10 protein-coding genes are annotated in these 15,953 nt (G+C 65.1%); 6 read left to right on the forward strand and 4 right to left on the reverse strand.

Features of this window, described 5'->3' with window-relative positions; genetic code table 11:
• Nucleotides 1-9: 9 nt before the first annotated feature.
• The 4 genes from PXJ20_RS30920 (at nucleotide 10) to PXJ20_RS30935 (ending at nucleotide 7,674) form a co-directional block, all read left to right on the forward strand.
• A complete protein-coding gene (locus PXJ20_RS30920; protein WP_421031487.1) occupies nucleotides 10-3,561 on the forward strand; it encodes a DUF2126 domain-containing protein in 3,552 nt (1,183 codons plus the stop codon).
• 67 nt (nucleotides 3,562-3,628) lie between these two features.
• Entirely contained in the window at nucleotides 3,629-6,346 is a 2,718-nt protein-coding gene (locus PXJ20_RS30925) for a circularly permuted type 2 ATP-grasp protein (protein ID WP_421031486.1), read from the forward strand.
• A complete protein-coding gene (locus PXJ20_RS30930) occupies nucleotides 6,343-7,245 on the forward strand; it encodes a transglutaminase family protein (protein ID WP_017774224.1) in 903 nt (300 codons plus the stop codon). The genes PXJ20_RS30925 and PXJ20_RS30930 overlap by 4 nt, the downstream gene beginning before the upstream one ends.
• 180 nt (nucleotides 7,246-7,425) lie before the next feature.
• Complete coding sequence (locus PXJ20_RS30935; RefSeq protein WP_277599034.1) at nucleotides 7,426-7,674, forward strand: hypothetical protein; 249 nt, start codon at nucleotides 7,426-7,428, stop codon at nucleotides 7,672-7,674.
• Between the two features lie 175 nt (nucleotides 7,675-7,849).
• Here the strand turns inward: PXJ20_RS30935 and PXJ20_RS30940 are convergent, their stop codons facing one another.
• From PXJ20_RS30940 to PXJ20_RS30950, 3 genes are all read right to left on the reverse strand, one after another.
• Nucleotides 7,850-8,668, reverse strand: coding sequence for a flagellin domain-containing protein (locus tag PXJ20_RS30940; RefSeq protein ID WP_017774226.1), 819 nt, complete (start codon nucleotides 8,666-8,668; stop codon nucleotides 7,850-7,852).
• A 439-nt stretch (nucleotides 8,669-9,107) separates the two neighbouring features.
• Nucleotides 9,108-10,775, reverse strand: coding sequence for an NRAMP family divalent metal transporter (locus tag PXJ20_RS30945; protein WP_413215802.1), 1,668 nt, complete (start codon nucleotides 10,773-10,775; stop codon nucleotides 9,108-9,110).
• Between the two features lie 58 nt (nucleotides 10,776-10,833).
• Complete coding sequence (locus tag PXJ20_RS30950; RefSeq protein WP_421031485.1) at nucleotides 10,834-10,986, reverse strand: hypothetical protein; 153 nt, start codon at nucleotides 10,984-10,986, stop codon at nucleotides 10,834-10,836.
• Nucleotides 10,987-12,007: 1,021 nt separating this feature from the next.
• Here PXJ20_RS30950 and PXJ20_RS30955 point away from each other — a divergent pair.
• Nucleotides 12,008-13,519, forward strand: coding sequence for a carbohydrate porin (locus PXJ20_RS30955; protein WP_421031484.1), 1,512 nt, complete (start codon nucleotides 12,008-12,010; stop codon nucleotides 13,517-13,519).
• 235 nt (nucleotides 13,520-13,754) lie between these two features.
• On the opposite strand, the gene PXJ20_RS30960 is transcribed toward PXJ20_RS30955, so the two are convergent.
• Nucleotides 13,755-15,320: a diguanylate cyclase domain-containing protein gene (locus tag PXJ20_RS30960; protein ID WP_421031483.1), complete on the reverse strand. Its 1,566-nt coding sequence runs from the start codon at nucleotides 15,318-15,320 to the stop codon at nucleotides 13,755-13,757.
• A gap of 383 nt (nucleotides 15,321-15,703) precedes the next feature.
• Here PXJ20_RS30960 and PXJ20_RS30965 point away from each other — a divergent pair.
• A partial coding sequence (locus PXJ20_RS30965) for a hypothetical protein (protein WP_421057470.1) occupies nucleotides 15,704-15,953 on the forward strand: 250 nt, incomplete at its 3' end.

The raw sequence follows: 15,953 nt of genomic DNA on the forward strand, positions 1-15,953 counted from the left end.
GAGTCCGGTGTGTCCATTCGTGTCGCGTTGAACCATGTCACGCAGTATCGCTATGACCGGCTCGTCGGGCTCTCGCCGCAGGTGGTGCGGCTGCGGCCCGCGCCGCATTGCCGCACGCCCATCGTCTCGTATTCGATGCGCGTGGAGCCCGCCGAGCACTTCATCAACTGGCAGCAGGACGCATTCGCCAACTACCAGGCAAGGCTCGTGTTTCCGGAGCGCACGCGCGAATTCCGCGTCACGGTGGATCTGGTGGCCGAACTGGCCGTCTATAACCCGTTCGATTTTTTCCTCGAACCCCATGCGGAGCATTTTCCGTTCTCGTACCCGGCGGAACTCATGCAAGAGCTTGCGCCGTATCTCGTGAAGCGCGAGCCGACGCCGCGTTTTGCGCAATTCGTGGCGAGCATCGACCGCTCGCCGCGCAAGACCATCGACTTTCTGGTGGACCTCAATCAGCGCCTGCAACACGAGATTCGCTACCTGATCCGCATGGAGCCCGGCGTGCAGACGCCGGAAGAGACGCTGCAAAATGCCTCGGGCTCGTGCCGCGACACGGGCTGGCTGCTCGTCGAAACGCTGCGCCAGTTGGGGTTGGCGGCGCGCTTCGTGTCCGGCTACCTGCTGCAGTTGAAGCCCGATACGAAATCGCTCGATGGCCCGAGCGGTGCGGAAGTGGACTTCACGGATCTTCACGCATGGTGCGAAGTCTTCTTGCCGGGCGCGGGCTGGATCGGGCTTGACCCAACTTCGGGGCTGCTCGCGGGCGAAGGCCACATTCCCGTGGCCTGCACGCCGGAGCCGGGCAGTGCGGCGCCCATTTCGGGCGCGGTGGACGAGTGCGAGGTGGAGTTTTCGCACACCATGTCGATCCAGCGCGTGCTCGAAACGCCGCGCGTGACGAAGCCCTACAGCGAGGAAAGCTGGGACGGCGTGCTCAAGATGGGCGCGCAGGTGGATGCGAACCTCACGGAAATGGACGTGCGCCTCACGATGGGCGGCGAGCCGACCTTCGTCTCAGTGCGCGACCGCGACGCGCCCGAATGGAACACGGACGCGCTCGGCCCCACCAAGCGCGGCTATGCCGTGGCGCTGATGGACAAGCTGCGCGCCCGCTACGGCGCGACGGGCTTTCTGCACGTGGGTCAGGGCAAGTGGTATCCGGGTGAGCAACTGCCGCGCTGGGCGCTGTCGCTCTACTGGCGCACGGACGGTGAGCCGTGCTGGCAAGACCCCACGCTGTTCGCCGACGAACGCGAGCCGGCGTACTACACGTCCGACGACGCCCAACGGTTCATCAACCACCTCGCGGGCAAACTCGCGCTGGACGCGCAATACATCCAGCCCGGCTACGAGGACGTCTGGTACTACCTGTGGCGCGAGCGACGCCTGCCCGTCAACGTCGATCCGTTCGATTCGCGTCTCGACGACGAGCTGGAGCGCATGCGCCTGCGCCGCGTATTCGATGCCGGTTTGCAGGCCGTGACGGGCTACGTGCTGCCGCTCGCGCGCGAACGCGAGGCGGCGCGCGGCCAGCCGTCGCTGCAAGGTCCGCGCTGGGTGAGCGGACCGTGGTTCTTCCGCGACGAACGCATGTACCTGATCCCCGGCGACTCGCCGATGGGCTACCGTCTGCCGCTGGATTCGCTGCCGTGGGTCACGTCCAGCGATTACCCGTGGCAGCACGCGCACGATCCGTTTGCGCCGCCGGTGCCGCTGCGGTCCGCGGCGGAACTGCGCATGCAGTACCAGGACGCGGGCGTGGCCGCTACCGGCGACGAAGCGCTGGCACTGGCCGATGAAGTCGCGCTCGAAGACATGGGGCTGGCTGAGCGACTGTCGGCGTTTGCAGAAGGCGGTCCGGCAGGCGGTGCGCGTTATGCGCGGGGCGCGGGCCTGGGCGATGGGGACTCATCCGCAGACGGCACGCCTCGCCAACTACCGGCTCGCGGCGAATCGGCAGCGTGGGTCACGCGCACGGCGCTGTGCGTGGAAGCGCGCGACCCGGCTCGCGCGGCGGGCCCGCAGGTGGAAGACGACACGTTCGGCAGCGGCCGCAAACTGCTGCACGTCTTCATGCCGCCGCTCACCGTGCTCGACGACTATCTCGACCTGCTCGCCGCCGTGGAGGCCACCGCCGCCGAGCTGGGCATGAAGGTCATGATCGAAGGCTATCCGCCGCCGCGCGACCCGCGCCTGAAGCTGCTGCAAGTCACGCCGGACCCCGGCGTGATCGAGGTGAACATTCATCCCGCCTCGAACTGGGATGAACTCGTGGACCACACCGAGCACCTGTATCAGGTGGCGCACGAATCGTATCTGTGCACCGAGAAGTTCATGGTCGACGGCCGCCACACCGGTACGGGCGGCGGCAATCACTTCGTGCTGGGCGGCGCGACGCCTGCGGACAGCCCGTTCCTGCGTCGTCCCGATCTGCTCGCGAGCCTCGTGGCTTACTGGCACAACCATCCGTCGCTTTCGTACCTGTTTTCAGGGCTTTTCATCGGACCGACGAGCCAGGCGCCGCGCGTGGACGAAGCGCGCAACGATCAGGTCTACGAACTCGAGATCGCCTTCGCCGAGATCCAGCATCAGCTCGATCTGCTCGGCACGTATGGCGACGCGTCGGGCACGCGGCTGCCGCCGTGGCTGATCGACCGCACGCTGCGCAACATCCTGATCGATGTGACGGGCAACACGCACCGCGCGGAGTTTTGCATCGACAAGCTCTATTCGCCCGACGGTCCCACCGGCCGCCTCGGCCTGCTCGAACTGCGCGGCTTCGAAATGCCGCCACATGCGCGCATGAGCCTTGTCCAGCAACTGCTGTTGCGCGCGCTGGTGGCGCGTTTCTGGAAGACGCCGTACACCACGCGCCTCACGCGCTGGGGCACGGAATTGCACGACCGCTTCATGCTGGGCACCTTCGTGCAGATGGATTTCGACGACGTGCTCGCCGATCTGCGCGAAGAAGGTTACGCGTTCGAGCGCGAATGGTTCGCGCCGCATTTCGAGTTCCGCTTTCCGCTGGTCGGCGAACTGGACACGAATGGCATCGCGCTGACCGTGCGCCACGCGTTGGAGCCGTGGCACGTCATGGGTGAAGAGGGCGCCATGGGCGGCACGGTGCGTTACGTGGATTCGTCGGTGGAGCGGCTCGAAGTGCGCGTGCTCGGCCTCAACGAAAGCCGCCACGTGGTGACCGTGAACGGCGAACCGCTGCCGCTGCAACCCACGGGCCGCGTGAGCGAACACGTGGCCGGCGTGCGCTTTCGTGCGTGGTCGCAGGCGACCTCGCTGCATCCCACTATCGGCGTGCATGCGCCGCTCACGTTCGACATCGTGGACACGTGGAGCGGGCGTTCCGTAGGCGGTTGCCAGTATCATGTCGCTCATCCGGGCGGGCGTAACTATCAGACGTTTCCGGTCAACGCGTACGAGGCGGAAAGCCGGCGGCGCGCGCGTTTCTTCACCATCGGCCATACGCCTGGACCGATGAAAGTCGAACCGTGCACGCGCAGCCTCGAATTCCCGTTCACGCTGGACCTTCGCCGCGCCTGACTTGACCCGACTGACTTGACCCGACTGACGTACTGGCTCCAACACGCGATCAAACGCACCCAAGACCTTGGCTTTTCAATCGACCCTACCGTTCGAGTCCACTGCGGACCACGCCGAAGCACTCGCGCTGCTGCGCATCCTGCCTGCCCGCAGCGGGCACTGGGACGAACTGCGCGATACGTCCGGCGCGATTCGCGAGCCGTGGCGGCGCTTCTTCGGCCTGCTGGGCGAAGACGGTGTGGCCGGGCTCGAACAGGCGGCGACGTCGGTCGTGCAGCAGATCCGCGGCAACGACATCACGTACAACGTCTATGCCGACAAGGGCGAGCCGCGGCCATGGGCGCTCGACCTGCTGCCGTTTCTGATCGACGAAGACGAATGGGCGGTGATCGAGCGCGGTGTGGCGCAGCGCGCGAAGCTGCTCAACGCCATCGTGGCCGACGTCTATGGCGAACAGACGTTGCTGCAGCGCGGCCTGTTGCCGCCCGCGCTGGTGTACGGCCACCCTGGCTATCTGCGCGCGGTGAAGGGTTTTACGCCGCCGGGCGGCCAGTATCTGCAGATTGTGGCGGTGGACCTGGCGCGCGCGCCTACGGGCGAATGGACGGTGATGTCGCAGCGCACCGAAGCGCCTTCGGGCCTGGGTTATGCGCTGGAAAACCGGCTGATCGTCTCGAGCCTCTTTACCGATGCATTCCGCTCGCTGCGCGTGAGGCGCCTTGCGCCCATGTATTCGCAGCTCATCGCCACGTTGGCCCAGGCCGCGCGCGCGACGATGCGCGAAGACGAGCGCAAGGCAAAGGGCGACTCGCCGCACATCGCGCTTTTGACGCCAGGGCCCTTCAGCGAGACCTACTTCGAGCACGTGTTTCTCGCGCGCTACCTGGGCCTGACGCTCGTGGAGGGCAAAGACCTCACGGTGCGCAACGACATGCTGTATCTGAAGACGCTGGGCGGGCTGGAACGCGTGCACGGCCTGCTGCGCCGGTTGGATGACGCGTTCTGCGACCCGGTGGAATTGCGGGCCGATTCCACCATCGGCGTGCCGGGACTGCTCCAGGTAATGCGCGCCGGCAACGTGATGGTGTCGAACATGCCGGGCGCGGGCTTCGTGGAGTCGCCCGCGCTGCATGGCTTCCTGCCCGGCATTGCCGCGGCGGTGCTCAATGAACCGCTTGCGCTGCCCAGCGTGCCCACATGGTGGTGCGGCGAGGAAGCGGCGCGCCAGCAGGCGTTCGCGCAGCTCTCCGAAGCGTTTCTCGTGCCCACGTGGCCGGGCATGCAAGGCCGCGTGGGTCCCGGCGCGCCGAACATTCCGGCCGGCATGGCGCGCGGGCCACAGCGCCTGGCCGATTGGGCCGAGCGCATCGAACAGGCCGCGGACGCGTTCACCATCCAGCAGCCATTGCCGTATTCCTACACGCCGCGCTACGAGGAGGGCACGCTGGGCGGCCGGCCCTCGGTGCTGCGCGTCTACGCCATTGCCGACTTGAACGGCGACTGGCACATGCTGCCCGGCGGCTTCACGCGTCTTGCGGCGGAGCATCAGACGTCGGTTTCGATGCAGTTCGGCGGCAGCAGTGTGGACACCTGGGTGCTGTCGAGTCAGCCCGGTTCCACTTTCTCGCTGCTGCCGTCGCCGATGAAGCCGGGCGACCTTGCGCGCCGGCATCGCATGGTATCGAGCCGTGCGGCGGAAAACCTGTTCTGGGGCGGCCGCTACGGCGAGCGCGCCGAAAACAACGTGCGGCTGTGCCGGCTGATACTCGGGTCGCTCGAAAGCAACGACGCCGATGAAATGTTCGGAACGCTAACGGAACTCGCGGCGCAGTGCGGGCTGATTCCATCCGTCGATACGCTTGCGCACAGTTCGCCTCACGCGTTCGAGCGCGTGCTCGTTGCGAATCTGCACGAGAACGCGGGGTACGCGAGCATCGGCCAGAATCTCGCGAGCCAGGCGAGGGCGAGCGGCGAGGTGCGAGGGCGGCTTTCCAACGACCACTGGCGCACCATCCTCGCGGCGCGCAATGATTTTCGCGACGCGCTGAGCGTGCTGTCGCTCGCGCCAGGCGGGCAGCGTCAGATGTTCGAGAGCGGCGGGCCCGGCTCGGGCAACGGCAGCGGCAACGGTGGGAATGGCGCTAACGGCGGCAATGGCGGCAATGGCACCGCCCGCGACCGCTACGAGCCATACGACCGCATGAAGCTGATGAAGGCGCTGGAAGACCTCGCCACGCAGCTTTCGGCCATCAGCGGCGCGCAGGGCGACCGCATGACGCGTGACGAAGCGTGGCGGCTGCTTTTCGTTGGCCGTCACATCGAGCGTGTGGCCACGATGACGACGTTCCTGCACGTCATTGCGAGCGAAGGCCGGCTCGCTACGCCCGCCGGCTTCGATCTGCTGCTGCAACTGTTCGATTGCACGCTCACGTATCGCTCGCTTTATCCTGGGCGCTTCGAGGTGCCGGCGCTGCTCGATCTGCTCGTGATCGACCCCACCAACCCGCGCGGCCTCTATGGCGTCTACGACCGCCTGCGCAAGAAGCTCGACGAAATTGCCGTGGCGGCGGGCGGCACGCGCCGCGCGCCGTTCGCTGAACTTATGCCGCCGGTTGCGGCATTGCCCACGCTCGAGCAGTTGTGCGAGCCTGGCGAGAACGGCCGCTTTCCGATGCTGCTCGATCTGTGCGAACAGCTGGGCGCCTACGTTGCCGCGGCTTCGAACGAGATCAGCGCGCGTTACTTCAGCCACGCGAATTCGCTTGCCGAGCAGGTGGCGCCATGAGCGGCGATGTCGTGCTGACTGTCTCGCATCACACCGTGTACCGCTATTCCACGCTCGTGGAGACCGCGCAGCATCTCGCGACGATCCGCCCGCTCACGTGTGCGTGGCAGCGCGTGATGGCGCACAGCGAGCGCATCGAACCCGAGCCTTCGTATCGGACGAGCCGCGTGGACGCGTTCGGCAACGACCTGCTCTATTTCTCGTTCGACTCGCCGCACGACTACCTGAAGATGACGAGCGAGACCACCGTGCTGCTGTCGCCGCGCTGGGCATCGCTGGATCCCGAGGCCACGCCGTCTTGGGAAGAAGTTGCGCAGGCGCTGCGTTTTCGCGCGGGCGGCGCGTTTCATCCCGAAACCGAGTTCTGCTTTGCATCACCCAACATCGCGCTTCTGCCTGAGCTGCGTGCCTATGCACAGCACAGTTTCACGCCGGATACGCCGCTTGCAGCGGGCGCGATCGACCTCATGCATCGCATCTACGCCGACTTCAAGTACAAGCCCGCCGCGACCACCTTCGATACCCCGGCTGCGCGCGCGTTCGAACTCAAGCACGGCGTGTGTCAGGACTTCGCACAGGTGATGATCGGGTGCCTGCGTACGCTCGGTTTGCCCGCGCGTTATGTGAGCGGCTATCTGCGAACTGACCCGCCCGAAGGCGCGCCGCGTCTGATCGGTGCCGATGCGTCGCATGCGTGGGTCTCCGTGTTTTGCCCGGGCGTGGGCTGGATCGATCTCGATCCGACCAACGACGTGCTCGCCGATCTCGATCACGTCACGCTCGCCACAGGGCGCGACTATAGCGACGTGTCCCTGCTGCGCGGCATGATTCTCGGCGGCGGCGAGCATCAGGTCGAAGTGGCCGTGCACGTTACGGGCGGCGAGCCGACCCTGGCCTAGTGCCGTCTGCGTGCGTTTTCGCGCATACCGTAACCCGGCGTTACCAAACTCGCAGACACGTTGCACCTGTCAAACGCTCGGATGCGTAGACTCCCGTCCACGGCCCCTCGGGCCGGACGTCGCATGGTGCGGGCATTTGTCGCACCCTGCCCACGATCCATCAGCCGACAGGAGTGCCCCATGCTGCCACCCAGGAACCGGACGGTGACCGCGCAATTCGACAACGTGGAGATGTGTGCCGAGTACAGCGAAGAGACGGGACGCCTTCGCATCCTGCGCGACGGCGCGCTGCTTCACGAATGGTTTCCGCCCAACTCGTGGTTCGCGATTGCATCGGTAGCCGGCGCGCGCAACTGGGGAACGCAGCCCGATGAAAGCGAATTGCGCGCGTTGCTCGCCAGCGAGGTATCGGCGTTGCGTATGGAGTGAAGCCGAGGCGCGACGCATACGTTCGCTTCACGCGGGACATCATCGAAGCGCGCTCCCATGAAAAAAGGTGGGCGGCTTTCACCGTCCACCTTCGACAGCACGCCGGCCACCCAGGGCGGCCCCACGCGCTGAATATCGCGCGACGCAAGCAATAAGCGCGTCGCGCGTTCGATGCTTACTGCAGGAGCTTCAGCACTTGCTGCGGCAGCGAGTTCGCTTGCGCGAGCACCGAGATACCGGCTTGCTGCAGCACTTGTGCTTTCGAGAGGTTCGCCGTTTCCGAAGCGAAGTCCGCATCGACGATCTGCGACTTGGCAGCGCTCAGGTTGGTCGATTCCGTCTGCGTGTTGCTGATAGCGGACTGGAACGTGTTCTGCGTTGCACCCAGCGTTGCCTGGAAGTTGTTGACTTGCGAGAGCGCTGCGTCGATTGCGGTGATCGCGTTCTGTGCACCCGACGTGGTCGAGATGTCGATGCCCGAAACGCCCAGGCCCGATGCATTCCACGTGGTCGAACCGAAGTTCGCCGTGATGGTCTGGTTCGCCGATGCGCCGATCTGGAAGTCCACGCTGCCGAGGCCGCCGAGCACATTCTGGCCGTTGAACGTCGTTTGCGTTTCAACGCGGTTGATTTCCGTCAGACGCGTCGTGACTTCAGTCTGCAGGTTCGCTTGCGCTGCCGAGCCGAGCGAGCCGTCGCCCGATTCCACGGCCAGCTGGCGGATACGCTGCAGGTTGGCCACGGTCGACGAGATCGCGCCCGAGGCGGTCTGCACCATCGAAATGCCGTTGTTCGCGTTCATCACGCCTTGATTCAGCGCGTTGATGGCGGCGGTCTGGCTGGTCGCGATCGCGAGGCCGGCGGCGTCGTCAGCGGCGGTGTTCACGCGCTTGCCCGACGACAGACGGTTGATGGCCTGCGACAGGGCGCTTTGCGAGCCGGACAGGTTCGTCTGCGTCGTCAGCGACAGGATGTTGGTATTGATATTAAGCATGAATCCCCTCGATTGGAGTGCGGATGTGCGTTTGATAACGAGTTAGGTTGCCGGCGATGTACTTGTCGGTCCGTGGACCAGCAACCTGTCCGTGTTATCGGCTCCAGATCGAACAACTTGAGAGGGGATTGTTCGTGGGACTGCGAAGTATTGTGTGAGGCCCAAAAAAATACCGGCCAGGTGGCCGGTACAAAATCCTCGTACTACATCCGAGCACCGTACGCCCTGTCGCAGGAATCGCGCGGTGTGCAAGCATTATGCGTGCTTAGAGCAGGGTTCGACAAGCGGAACATACCCTGCTTAGTGCAAGTGCTTACGCTCTCTTCCTCGGTGTTCCACGAACTTTTCGCGCTTTTCCGATGCGCGCGCTGCCGTTCTTAAGCATCCCTTAAGCTGCGTTCTGCTACGGGCGTGCTCTGTGTCGATCGTATGACCTTTGCTATTTGAGCAACATCATCTGCACGATCTTCACGACCACGAGCCCTACGGCAATCATGAGGTAGCCGCGCAGCACGGCCATCCATACGCGGCTTGCAAGCGTCACGCTGGGCGGCGGCAACTCGTGAAGCGGCGGCATGCGCCAGGTGTCGCGAGACGATTGCTCGTGTGCCGGGGCGCTCGCCGTTGCTGTGTCCACCGCTTCACGACGAACGTAGCGCAACCCGATCGTCGCGATACCGCCCACCACTGCGAGCAGTGTGCCGCCCGCGAGCACGGCGATGATCGTGTGACCACTGATGTCCGGATACATCACCGATGCCGTGAGGATGACTGACAACATCACGAGCACCCAGATGACGGCCGCGGTGAAGACATTCAGCTTCATCGTGTTCGCCCACGGTCCGAGCACGGCCTTGTCGTTGCACAGCAGAAGCAGGAACACCGTGGCGCTGGGCAGCAGCACGCCAGCCAGTGTTTGCACGGCTTCCGTGAGCAGTCCGAGCGGACTGCCGGGAATCAGCACGAGCGCCGCAGCGGCGGCAACGATGCCGAAGTACACGAGATAGAAGCCCTTCGCGTCCGACACGCCGCGATGCAGCGAGTGGCGAATCTTGAATACGTCGCCGATCGCATAGGCCGTGGAGAGCGATACGGCTGCGGCGCCGATGATGGCGGCATCGAACAGCGCGATGGCGAACAACACGGCTGGCGTGCGGCCCGCGTACTTTTCGAGACTCGCGATCACGCCGCCTGCGTCCGTGAAGTTGCCCGCTTCGGGCTTGCCTGCGTAGAGTGCCGCGCAGAAGGCCATCATCGCCACGGCGCCGATCAGTACGAACGCAATGCCGATCCAGAGATCGATCTTCTCGTACTTCATGAAACGCGGCGTGATGCGCTTGTCGATCACGTAGCTCTGCTGGAAGAACAACTGCCACGGCGCCACGGTCGTGCCCACGATGCCGATCACGAGCAGCATCACGTCCGCGAGCTTGCCGTGCGAGGGCCAGCCGGGCACGAGGAAATCGTGCGTCATCTGGCTCAGGGGCGGATGAATGGTCACGAGCACCGGCACGAGCAACAGGCTCAATGCGCACAGGAACACCGCAAAACGCTCGAAGCGCTGAAAATTTCCGGTACTGACGGCGGCCATGGTGAGCGCCGCCGCGATGCAGACACCCGCAACCTTCGACACGCCGAAGAAGTCGAGCACGAACGTCATGCCGATGAATTCCGTGACGATGGTGAGTGCGTTCAGCAAGAACAGATCGATCACGCTGAAGGCGCCCCAGAACTTGCCGAAGCGTTCGAAAATGAGGCGCGCGTGGCCCACGCCTGTCACTGCGCCGAGGCGCAATACCATCTCCTGGTTGACGAACAGTACCGGCACGAGCAGCAGCATCGTCCATAACAAGGAGGTGCCGTAGTTCTGCCCCGCCTGCGTGTAGGTGCCGAATGCGCCTGCATCGTTGTCGCCTACCATCACGATGAGGCCGGGACCCAGAATGGCGAGCAGCGTGCGCAGCCGGGCACCCCAATGCGTGCGCGGCGCAGTGTCATGGTGAGCGATGGTGCCGAGTGCGCCCTTGATGTCGCCCAGGTGAGCATCGTCCAGAACGGCGCTTCGCTGAAGGCTGCGTGGTGGTGAAACATTCGCTGGCGTGGACATTGGTTTTTCTCCCCGAGTAGCGGTTTGTCGAATGAGATGAATGTGCGCTTGCGGCGCGTCAGGCGACGCGGTTCACGAGGCTGCGCCAGAGCCGTAGCCAGAGCCGTACAAGCAGCCGCGATTCACGGGGTTGCAGCGAAAGCAGGGTGTCGTAGTGCGCGTGCGATTCGCGCACGCGCGGCAGTTGGGAGACGAGCAGGCCGAAGTTCATGATGTTTCTCCGTGCGTCTTGGGGACGCATTGAGCGGAAAGCCAGCAGACGGAGAAAGGCGCTTTGCGCGCGCAGTGAAGGACGTCTACTCGCTTTCCTCAGCTAAACAGGAAAGCGCCCATAGCGGGCATGTGGGGCAATTCGGGCATAAGGGTTCAGGGTCGCTGTCGGACATTCCGGCTCCTTTATCGCTGTGTCTTTCACGCTGGTTCAAACTGCGCGCGACGGACGCATTGGTTCACGCTCGCGCCTGCCGCCCGATATGCAGTGAGGCGGCAAGGCACGTACGAACGGCACCCCCGGCGCGAGCCGCGGGTGCAACTGCCATGCGAATGCGCGCAACGAGCGGACGCAGGTTGCGGCGCGCCACATGGCGCGAACAAGGGTGCACGAAGGGAAGAGACTGCGACGCGCACCGTCTGCCTGCTGGCAAGACGGCGGCTTGAAGAAGAGAGCGCGGACGTCCTGCCGGTCAGGCAGTGAATCTGTTCGAAGATCGACTACTGCAGGTATCCAAGGCATTCGCCCCGCTTGTGAAGATGCTCGAATTTTAGGCGCCCGCCGAATAACAAGTCAACGACTTCGATAAGCAGAACAAAGGTATTTTGCTGGCTCTGTTTCTCGCGTCACACATCGCGCCGGGCACGTTCGAGCGCGAAAGCAAAATGAAATGAGTACGGTCAGATGAATAATTCGCGCCGCCGTGCGTTTACGTCATTTTTGCTTGCTGTCCCGTTCGCGCCCCGCATACAATCCGGCCCGTTTTCAACGGAAAGGAAGTCCTCGTGAACGCAGGCTCCTGTAGTGGATGTCCCTTGTCGGCTGAGGCCGGCGGCATGGCCGCGAAATAGCGGGCAGGGTTTCACTTTCGCCGCTAGCTCGCCGCAGTCGGGTTAGCGCGCTTCATCACGGCGCTCTCGCGCTCGTCTCACAAGCCGCTGCTGTTTTCATGGCCGCGCCATACGCAACGTGTCTGATCGAAACCTGCCGGGTTGCCGGCGGATAACCTTGCCATCACACCATGAAGAACAAACTCAAGACGAGCCTGCTGCGTGCGGGCGCTCCCGCGAGCCTGAGCGTGCTGCTGTGCGCGGGTCTCGTGCCCAACGCATGGGCCGACGACAACAACGGCGCTGCCGCAGCGGCGTCGGGTTCCACCGCGGCTGGCGCGCCTGCACAGCCCGCCACGTCGGCCGGCGGCACAACAGCGGGCTCGGAACAAGCCGCAGCCGCGCCCACCGGGCTGTGGGACCGCTCGAACCTCTTTGGCGACATGGGCGGTCTGCGTCCGTGGCTCGGTAATTACGGCATCACGCTCGGGCTGCAGGAAACGAGCGAGTACCTGAACAACCTCTCCGGCGGCGTGAAACGCGGCGGCGCCTACCAGGGCGTAACGCAGTTCAGCCTCGGGCTGGATACGCAGAAGGCCTTCGGATTGCCGGGCGGCACCTTCAACGTGTCCGCGTTCCAGATTCACGGCACCAACCTCACGTCGCGCAATCTGCAGACGCTGCAGAGCGCGACGGGCATTGAAGCGGACGCCACCACGCGGCTTTGGGAGCTCTGGTATCAGCAATCGCTGCTGGGCGGGAAGGTGGACGTGAAGGTGGGGCAGCAGAGTCTCGACCAGGAGTTCATGTCCACGCAGTACGGCAACACCTTCATGAACGCCACGTTCGGCTGGCCCGTGCTGCCGTCCAGCGACATGCCCGCGGGCGGGCCGGCCTATCCGCTCTCGTCGCTCGGTGTTCGCGTGCGTGCGGCCGTGTCGGATTCCGTGACGGTGCTCGCGGGCGTGTTCGACGGCAATCCGGCGGGCGACGGCACCGGCGACGCACAGAAGCTCAACGCGCATGGCACCAACTTCAACCTGCACAACGGCGCGCTCTTCATCGGCGAGGTGCAGTACGCGATCAACCAGCCGTTGTCGGATGCTTCCGCGCCGCAGCCCGCCGGCCTGCCGGGCACCTACAAGCTCGGCTTCTGGTACAACACGCAGCGTTTCGACGATCAGCGGTTCGACAACACCGGCCTTTCGCTCGCCAACCCGGCGAGCACGGGCACACCGGCGTCGCATCGCGGCGACTACAGCTTTTACGCCGTCGCGGACCAGATGGTGTGGCGCGCAGGGCCGGACAGCCCGCGGTCGATCGGTGTATTCGCGCGGCTCATGGGTGCGCCCGGCGACCGCAATCTCGTCGACTTCGGCATGAACGCGGGTGTCACGCTGAAGGCGCCGTTCAAAGGACGCGACAACGACGTGGCAGGTCTCGCCGTGGGCTACGCGCACATCGGTTCGCATGCGCGGGGCGAGGCAAGCGACGCCGCCGCCTTCACGCCGGGCACGCCTTCGCGCAGTGCCGAAACGGTGGTCGAGGCGACGTACCAGTATCAGATCGCGCCTTGGTGGCAAGTGCAGGCCGACTTCCAGTATGTGTTCCGACCCTCGGGCGGCATTTCGAATCCGCAAAACACGGCGGAGCGCATCGGCAACGAAGCCATCGTCGGTTTGCGCACCACGGTCGCGTTCTGAAGCTCGACGCGTCGCCATACGGGGCCGCACGCCGCGCCACAGCCTGTCGGGCGGTGTGGCGCAAAGGCAGCACCATCAAGAGATCGATGTTGAAGTCTGCGGCGGGCGCGGTGGCAGTGGCGGCGAAGGTATGCTGCGCCGCGGACCTCGCACGAGGCCGCATACAACGCCGCTCAAGGCCGCCCCACGCATCACGTCACTTGTGCAAAGCGCCCCGCAGCGAAGCGTACAAGCCTCACGGACCGACGACGTTGTCCGCAGCGGCGGACTCTTCGGCGGCGGCGTCGAGCACGTGGAAGCGGAACGTGCCTTTGCCGGCTTCCTTGGCGTGGTAGAGCGCGGCGTCGGCGCGCTTCATCAGCACTTCCATCGTGTCGTCCGCCGCGGCGAACGATATGCCGATGCTCACGCCGATGCGCGCCAACGTGCCGCTCTGCAGCCTGTACGGCCCCGAGATCTGCTGGATGATGCGACGCGCCAGCGCCGCGCCGAGCGCGCGTGTGGCGCTCTCGACCACGATCGCGAATTCGTCGCCGCCGAGGCGCGCCACGATCTCGCCCTGCCGCAACAGGCGGCGCAACCGCTCGGACACCATCCGCAACACTTCGTCGCCGGCGTGATGGCCGAGCGCGTCGTTGACCTGCTTGAAGCCGTCCAGGTCGAGGTACATCACGGCCACCGTGACGCCTGGTGGCTGATCGCGCACGCCCAGCAGGCGTTCCAGTTGCTCGCAGAGGTCGCGCCGGTTGAGCAGGCCGGTCAGCGGATCGTGTGAGGCCCAGTAGAGAATCTGGGCCTGCGCCTCGCGCCGCTGCGTCACGTCTTCGATGATGATCACCGAACTGCCGTCCGGCACCGGGTTGCGCGTCATCTCGAGCTGGCGGCCGTCGGTGAGTTCGAGGTCGAGCGGACCGGCTTCGCGCGCAAGCCACGCGGCGCAGCGCTTCACGAGCTCCTGTCGCAGCGTTTCGCCGAACCTCACGAGGCCCACGTGCCCGATGAACTCGGGCAGTGGCACGTTGAGTTTCAGCGCTTCCACTGTGGCGCCGAACAGCTCGGCTGTGCGACGGTTGGCGATCACGACGCGATTCGCGTCGTCGAGCGTGCACAGGCCGAGCGGCATGTGAGCGAGCGCCGCGTCGAAGCGTGCGGCGAGTTCGGCGTGCTTCTGCTCCGCGGTCATCAGCGCCACGAGGCCGGTGTAATGGCGGCGCACCACGGACACCATCGCCGCCAGATAGAGCCCGAGCGGCGGCACGAGAATCCACCATCCGCCGCGCCAGGCGAGCAGGCCGCCCAGACCGATAGGCAGCGCGCCGAAGCATAGCTGCGTAATGGCAAGGCGCGGAACGGCTGCGTTGCGTGACGCGATGCCGCCCAGAATGCCGGCCGTCACCATGATGGCGAGTGTGGCGAGCTGGGCGTCGCCGGACATCACGCACGCCATGGTTCCCAGTCCGAACGAAATGCACGCCACCAGCCCGGCGGGCGCGTACCAGCGCGCCCACGGGGCGGGGTCCACGACCTCCTTGCGGCTGCACGCCGCGAAGCAGCGAATGATGGCGAACCGTGCGGCGAGTATCGCGAGGTCGGCGACGATCCAGAGGGCGGCCCACAAGTGATGCAGGCGCGCGAGCGCAACGCACGCGACGAACGTGCTTGCAATGCCCGAGAGCAGCAGCGGCTGCGTGTTTTCGAACAACGTGGAGAGCAGCGACGCGCGAATCGAGCCGGCGACGGTTGTCTTGCCGCACGGTGGTGTGGCAAGGATGGAATCGAGTATGGACGGTCCGTCGGACATGGTGTGGCCCCTGCTGGTGGCCGTTTGCGTGGCCCCCTTTTTGTGGCCTCGTGTATGGAGTTGCCTTTCCTGTTTGTGACCCTTCGTGGCCCTAAGGACCGGTCTGTGCAGGCCTGAACCGCCCGGGCAGGCGGCTGCTTACTTCGTTTACGGCTGACGCCGCGCTTTCTGCACCCCGTGTAAACGCCCAAGGCGCGGGCCTGCTGCGCCCGCGCTCGTCGTGACCACGATTGTTCATCCGGTCGCAATTGTGATTTCAGTCTATCGGCATAAATTTTCGATAGAGCTGCTCTAAACTCCCTTCCAACGTCGCTGCTGCCTGAAGTGCCTGAGCCACCGAACGGCGCAGCGTTTCGAAATCGAAAATCCTTTTGGAGGTTGTCATGAAGACCAAGCTGATCGCCGCTGTACTCGTCGCTGTTTCCGCCGCTGTTGCTGCTCCCGCGTTCGCAAGCGGGTACGGCCCGGCTCCGTTCTATCGCCCCGCCGACGGCGCGCCCGCTTCGCAACGCGGACAAAGCTCGCAAACGGTGGCGTCCGAGCAAAACGCCGTGGCCGGCGCGGCTACCGAAGCGTTCGGCGGCGTGGCGGACGGCGCGTCGCAGTCTGGCGCGCGCCACGTGGCCTCGGTTG

The sequence above is a fragment of the Paraburkholderia sp. A1RI_3L genome, from assembly GCF_048957895.1.
Lineage (GTDB): Bacteria > Pseudomonadota > Gammaproteobacteria > Burkholderiales > Burkholderiaceae > Paraburkholderia > Paraburkholderia kururiensis.

Coding starts and splice junctions, on each gene's coding strand:
- PXJ20_RS30945 (WP_413215802.1), bottom strand. CDS start 10,775: ATGTCCACGCCAGCGAATGTTTCACCACCACGCAGCCTTCAGCGAAGC.
- PXJ20_RS30950 (WP_421031485.1), bottom strand. CDS start 10,986: ATGAACTTCGGCCTGCTCGTCTCCCAACTGCCGCGCGTGCGCGAATCG.
- PXJ20_RS30930 (WP_017774224.1), top strand. CDS start 6,343: ATGAGCGGCGATGTCGTGCTGACTGTCTCGCATCACACCGTGTACCGC.
- PXJ20_RS30960 (WP_421031483.1), bottom strand. CDS start 15,320: ATGTCCGACGGACCGTCCATACTCGATTCCATCCTTGCCACACCACCG.
- PXJ20_RS30940 (WP_017774226.1), bottom strand. CDS start 8,668: ATGCTTAATATCAATACCAACATCCTGTCGCTGACGACGCAGACGAAC.
- PXJ20_RS30955 (WP_421031484.1), top strand. CDS start 12,008: ATGAAGAACAAACTCAAGACGAGCCTGCTGCGTGCGGGCGCTCCCGCG.
- PXJ20_RS30935 (WP_277599034.1), top strand. CDS start 7,426: ATGCTGCCACCCAGGAACCGGACGGTGACCGCGCAATTCGACAACGTG.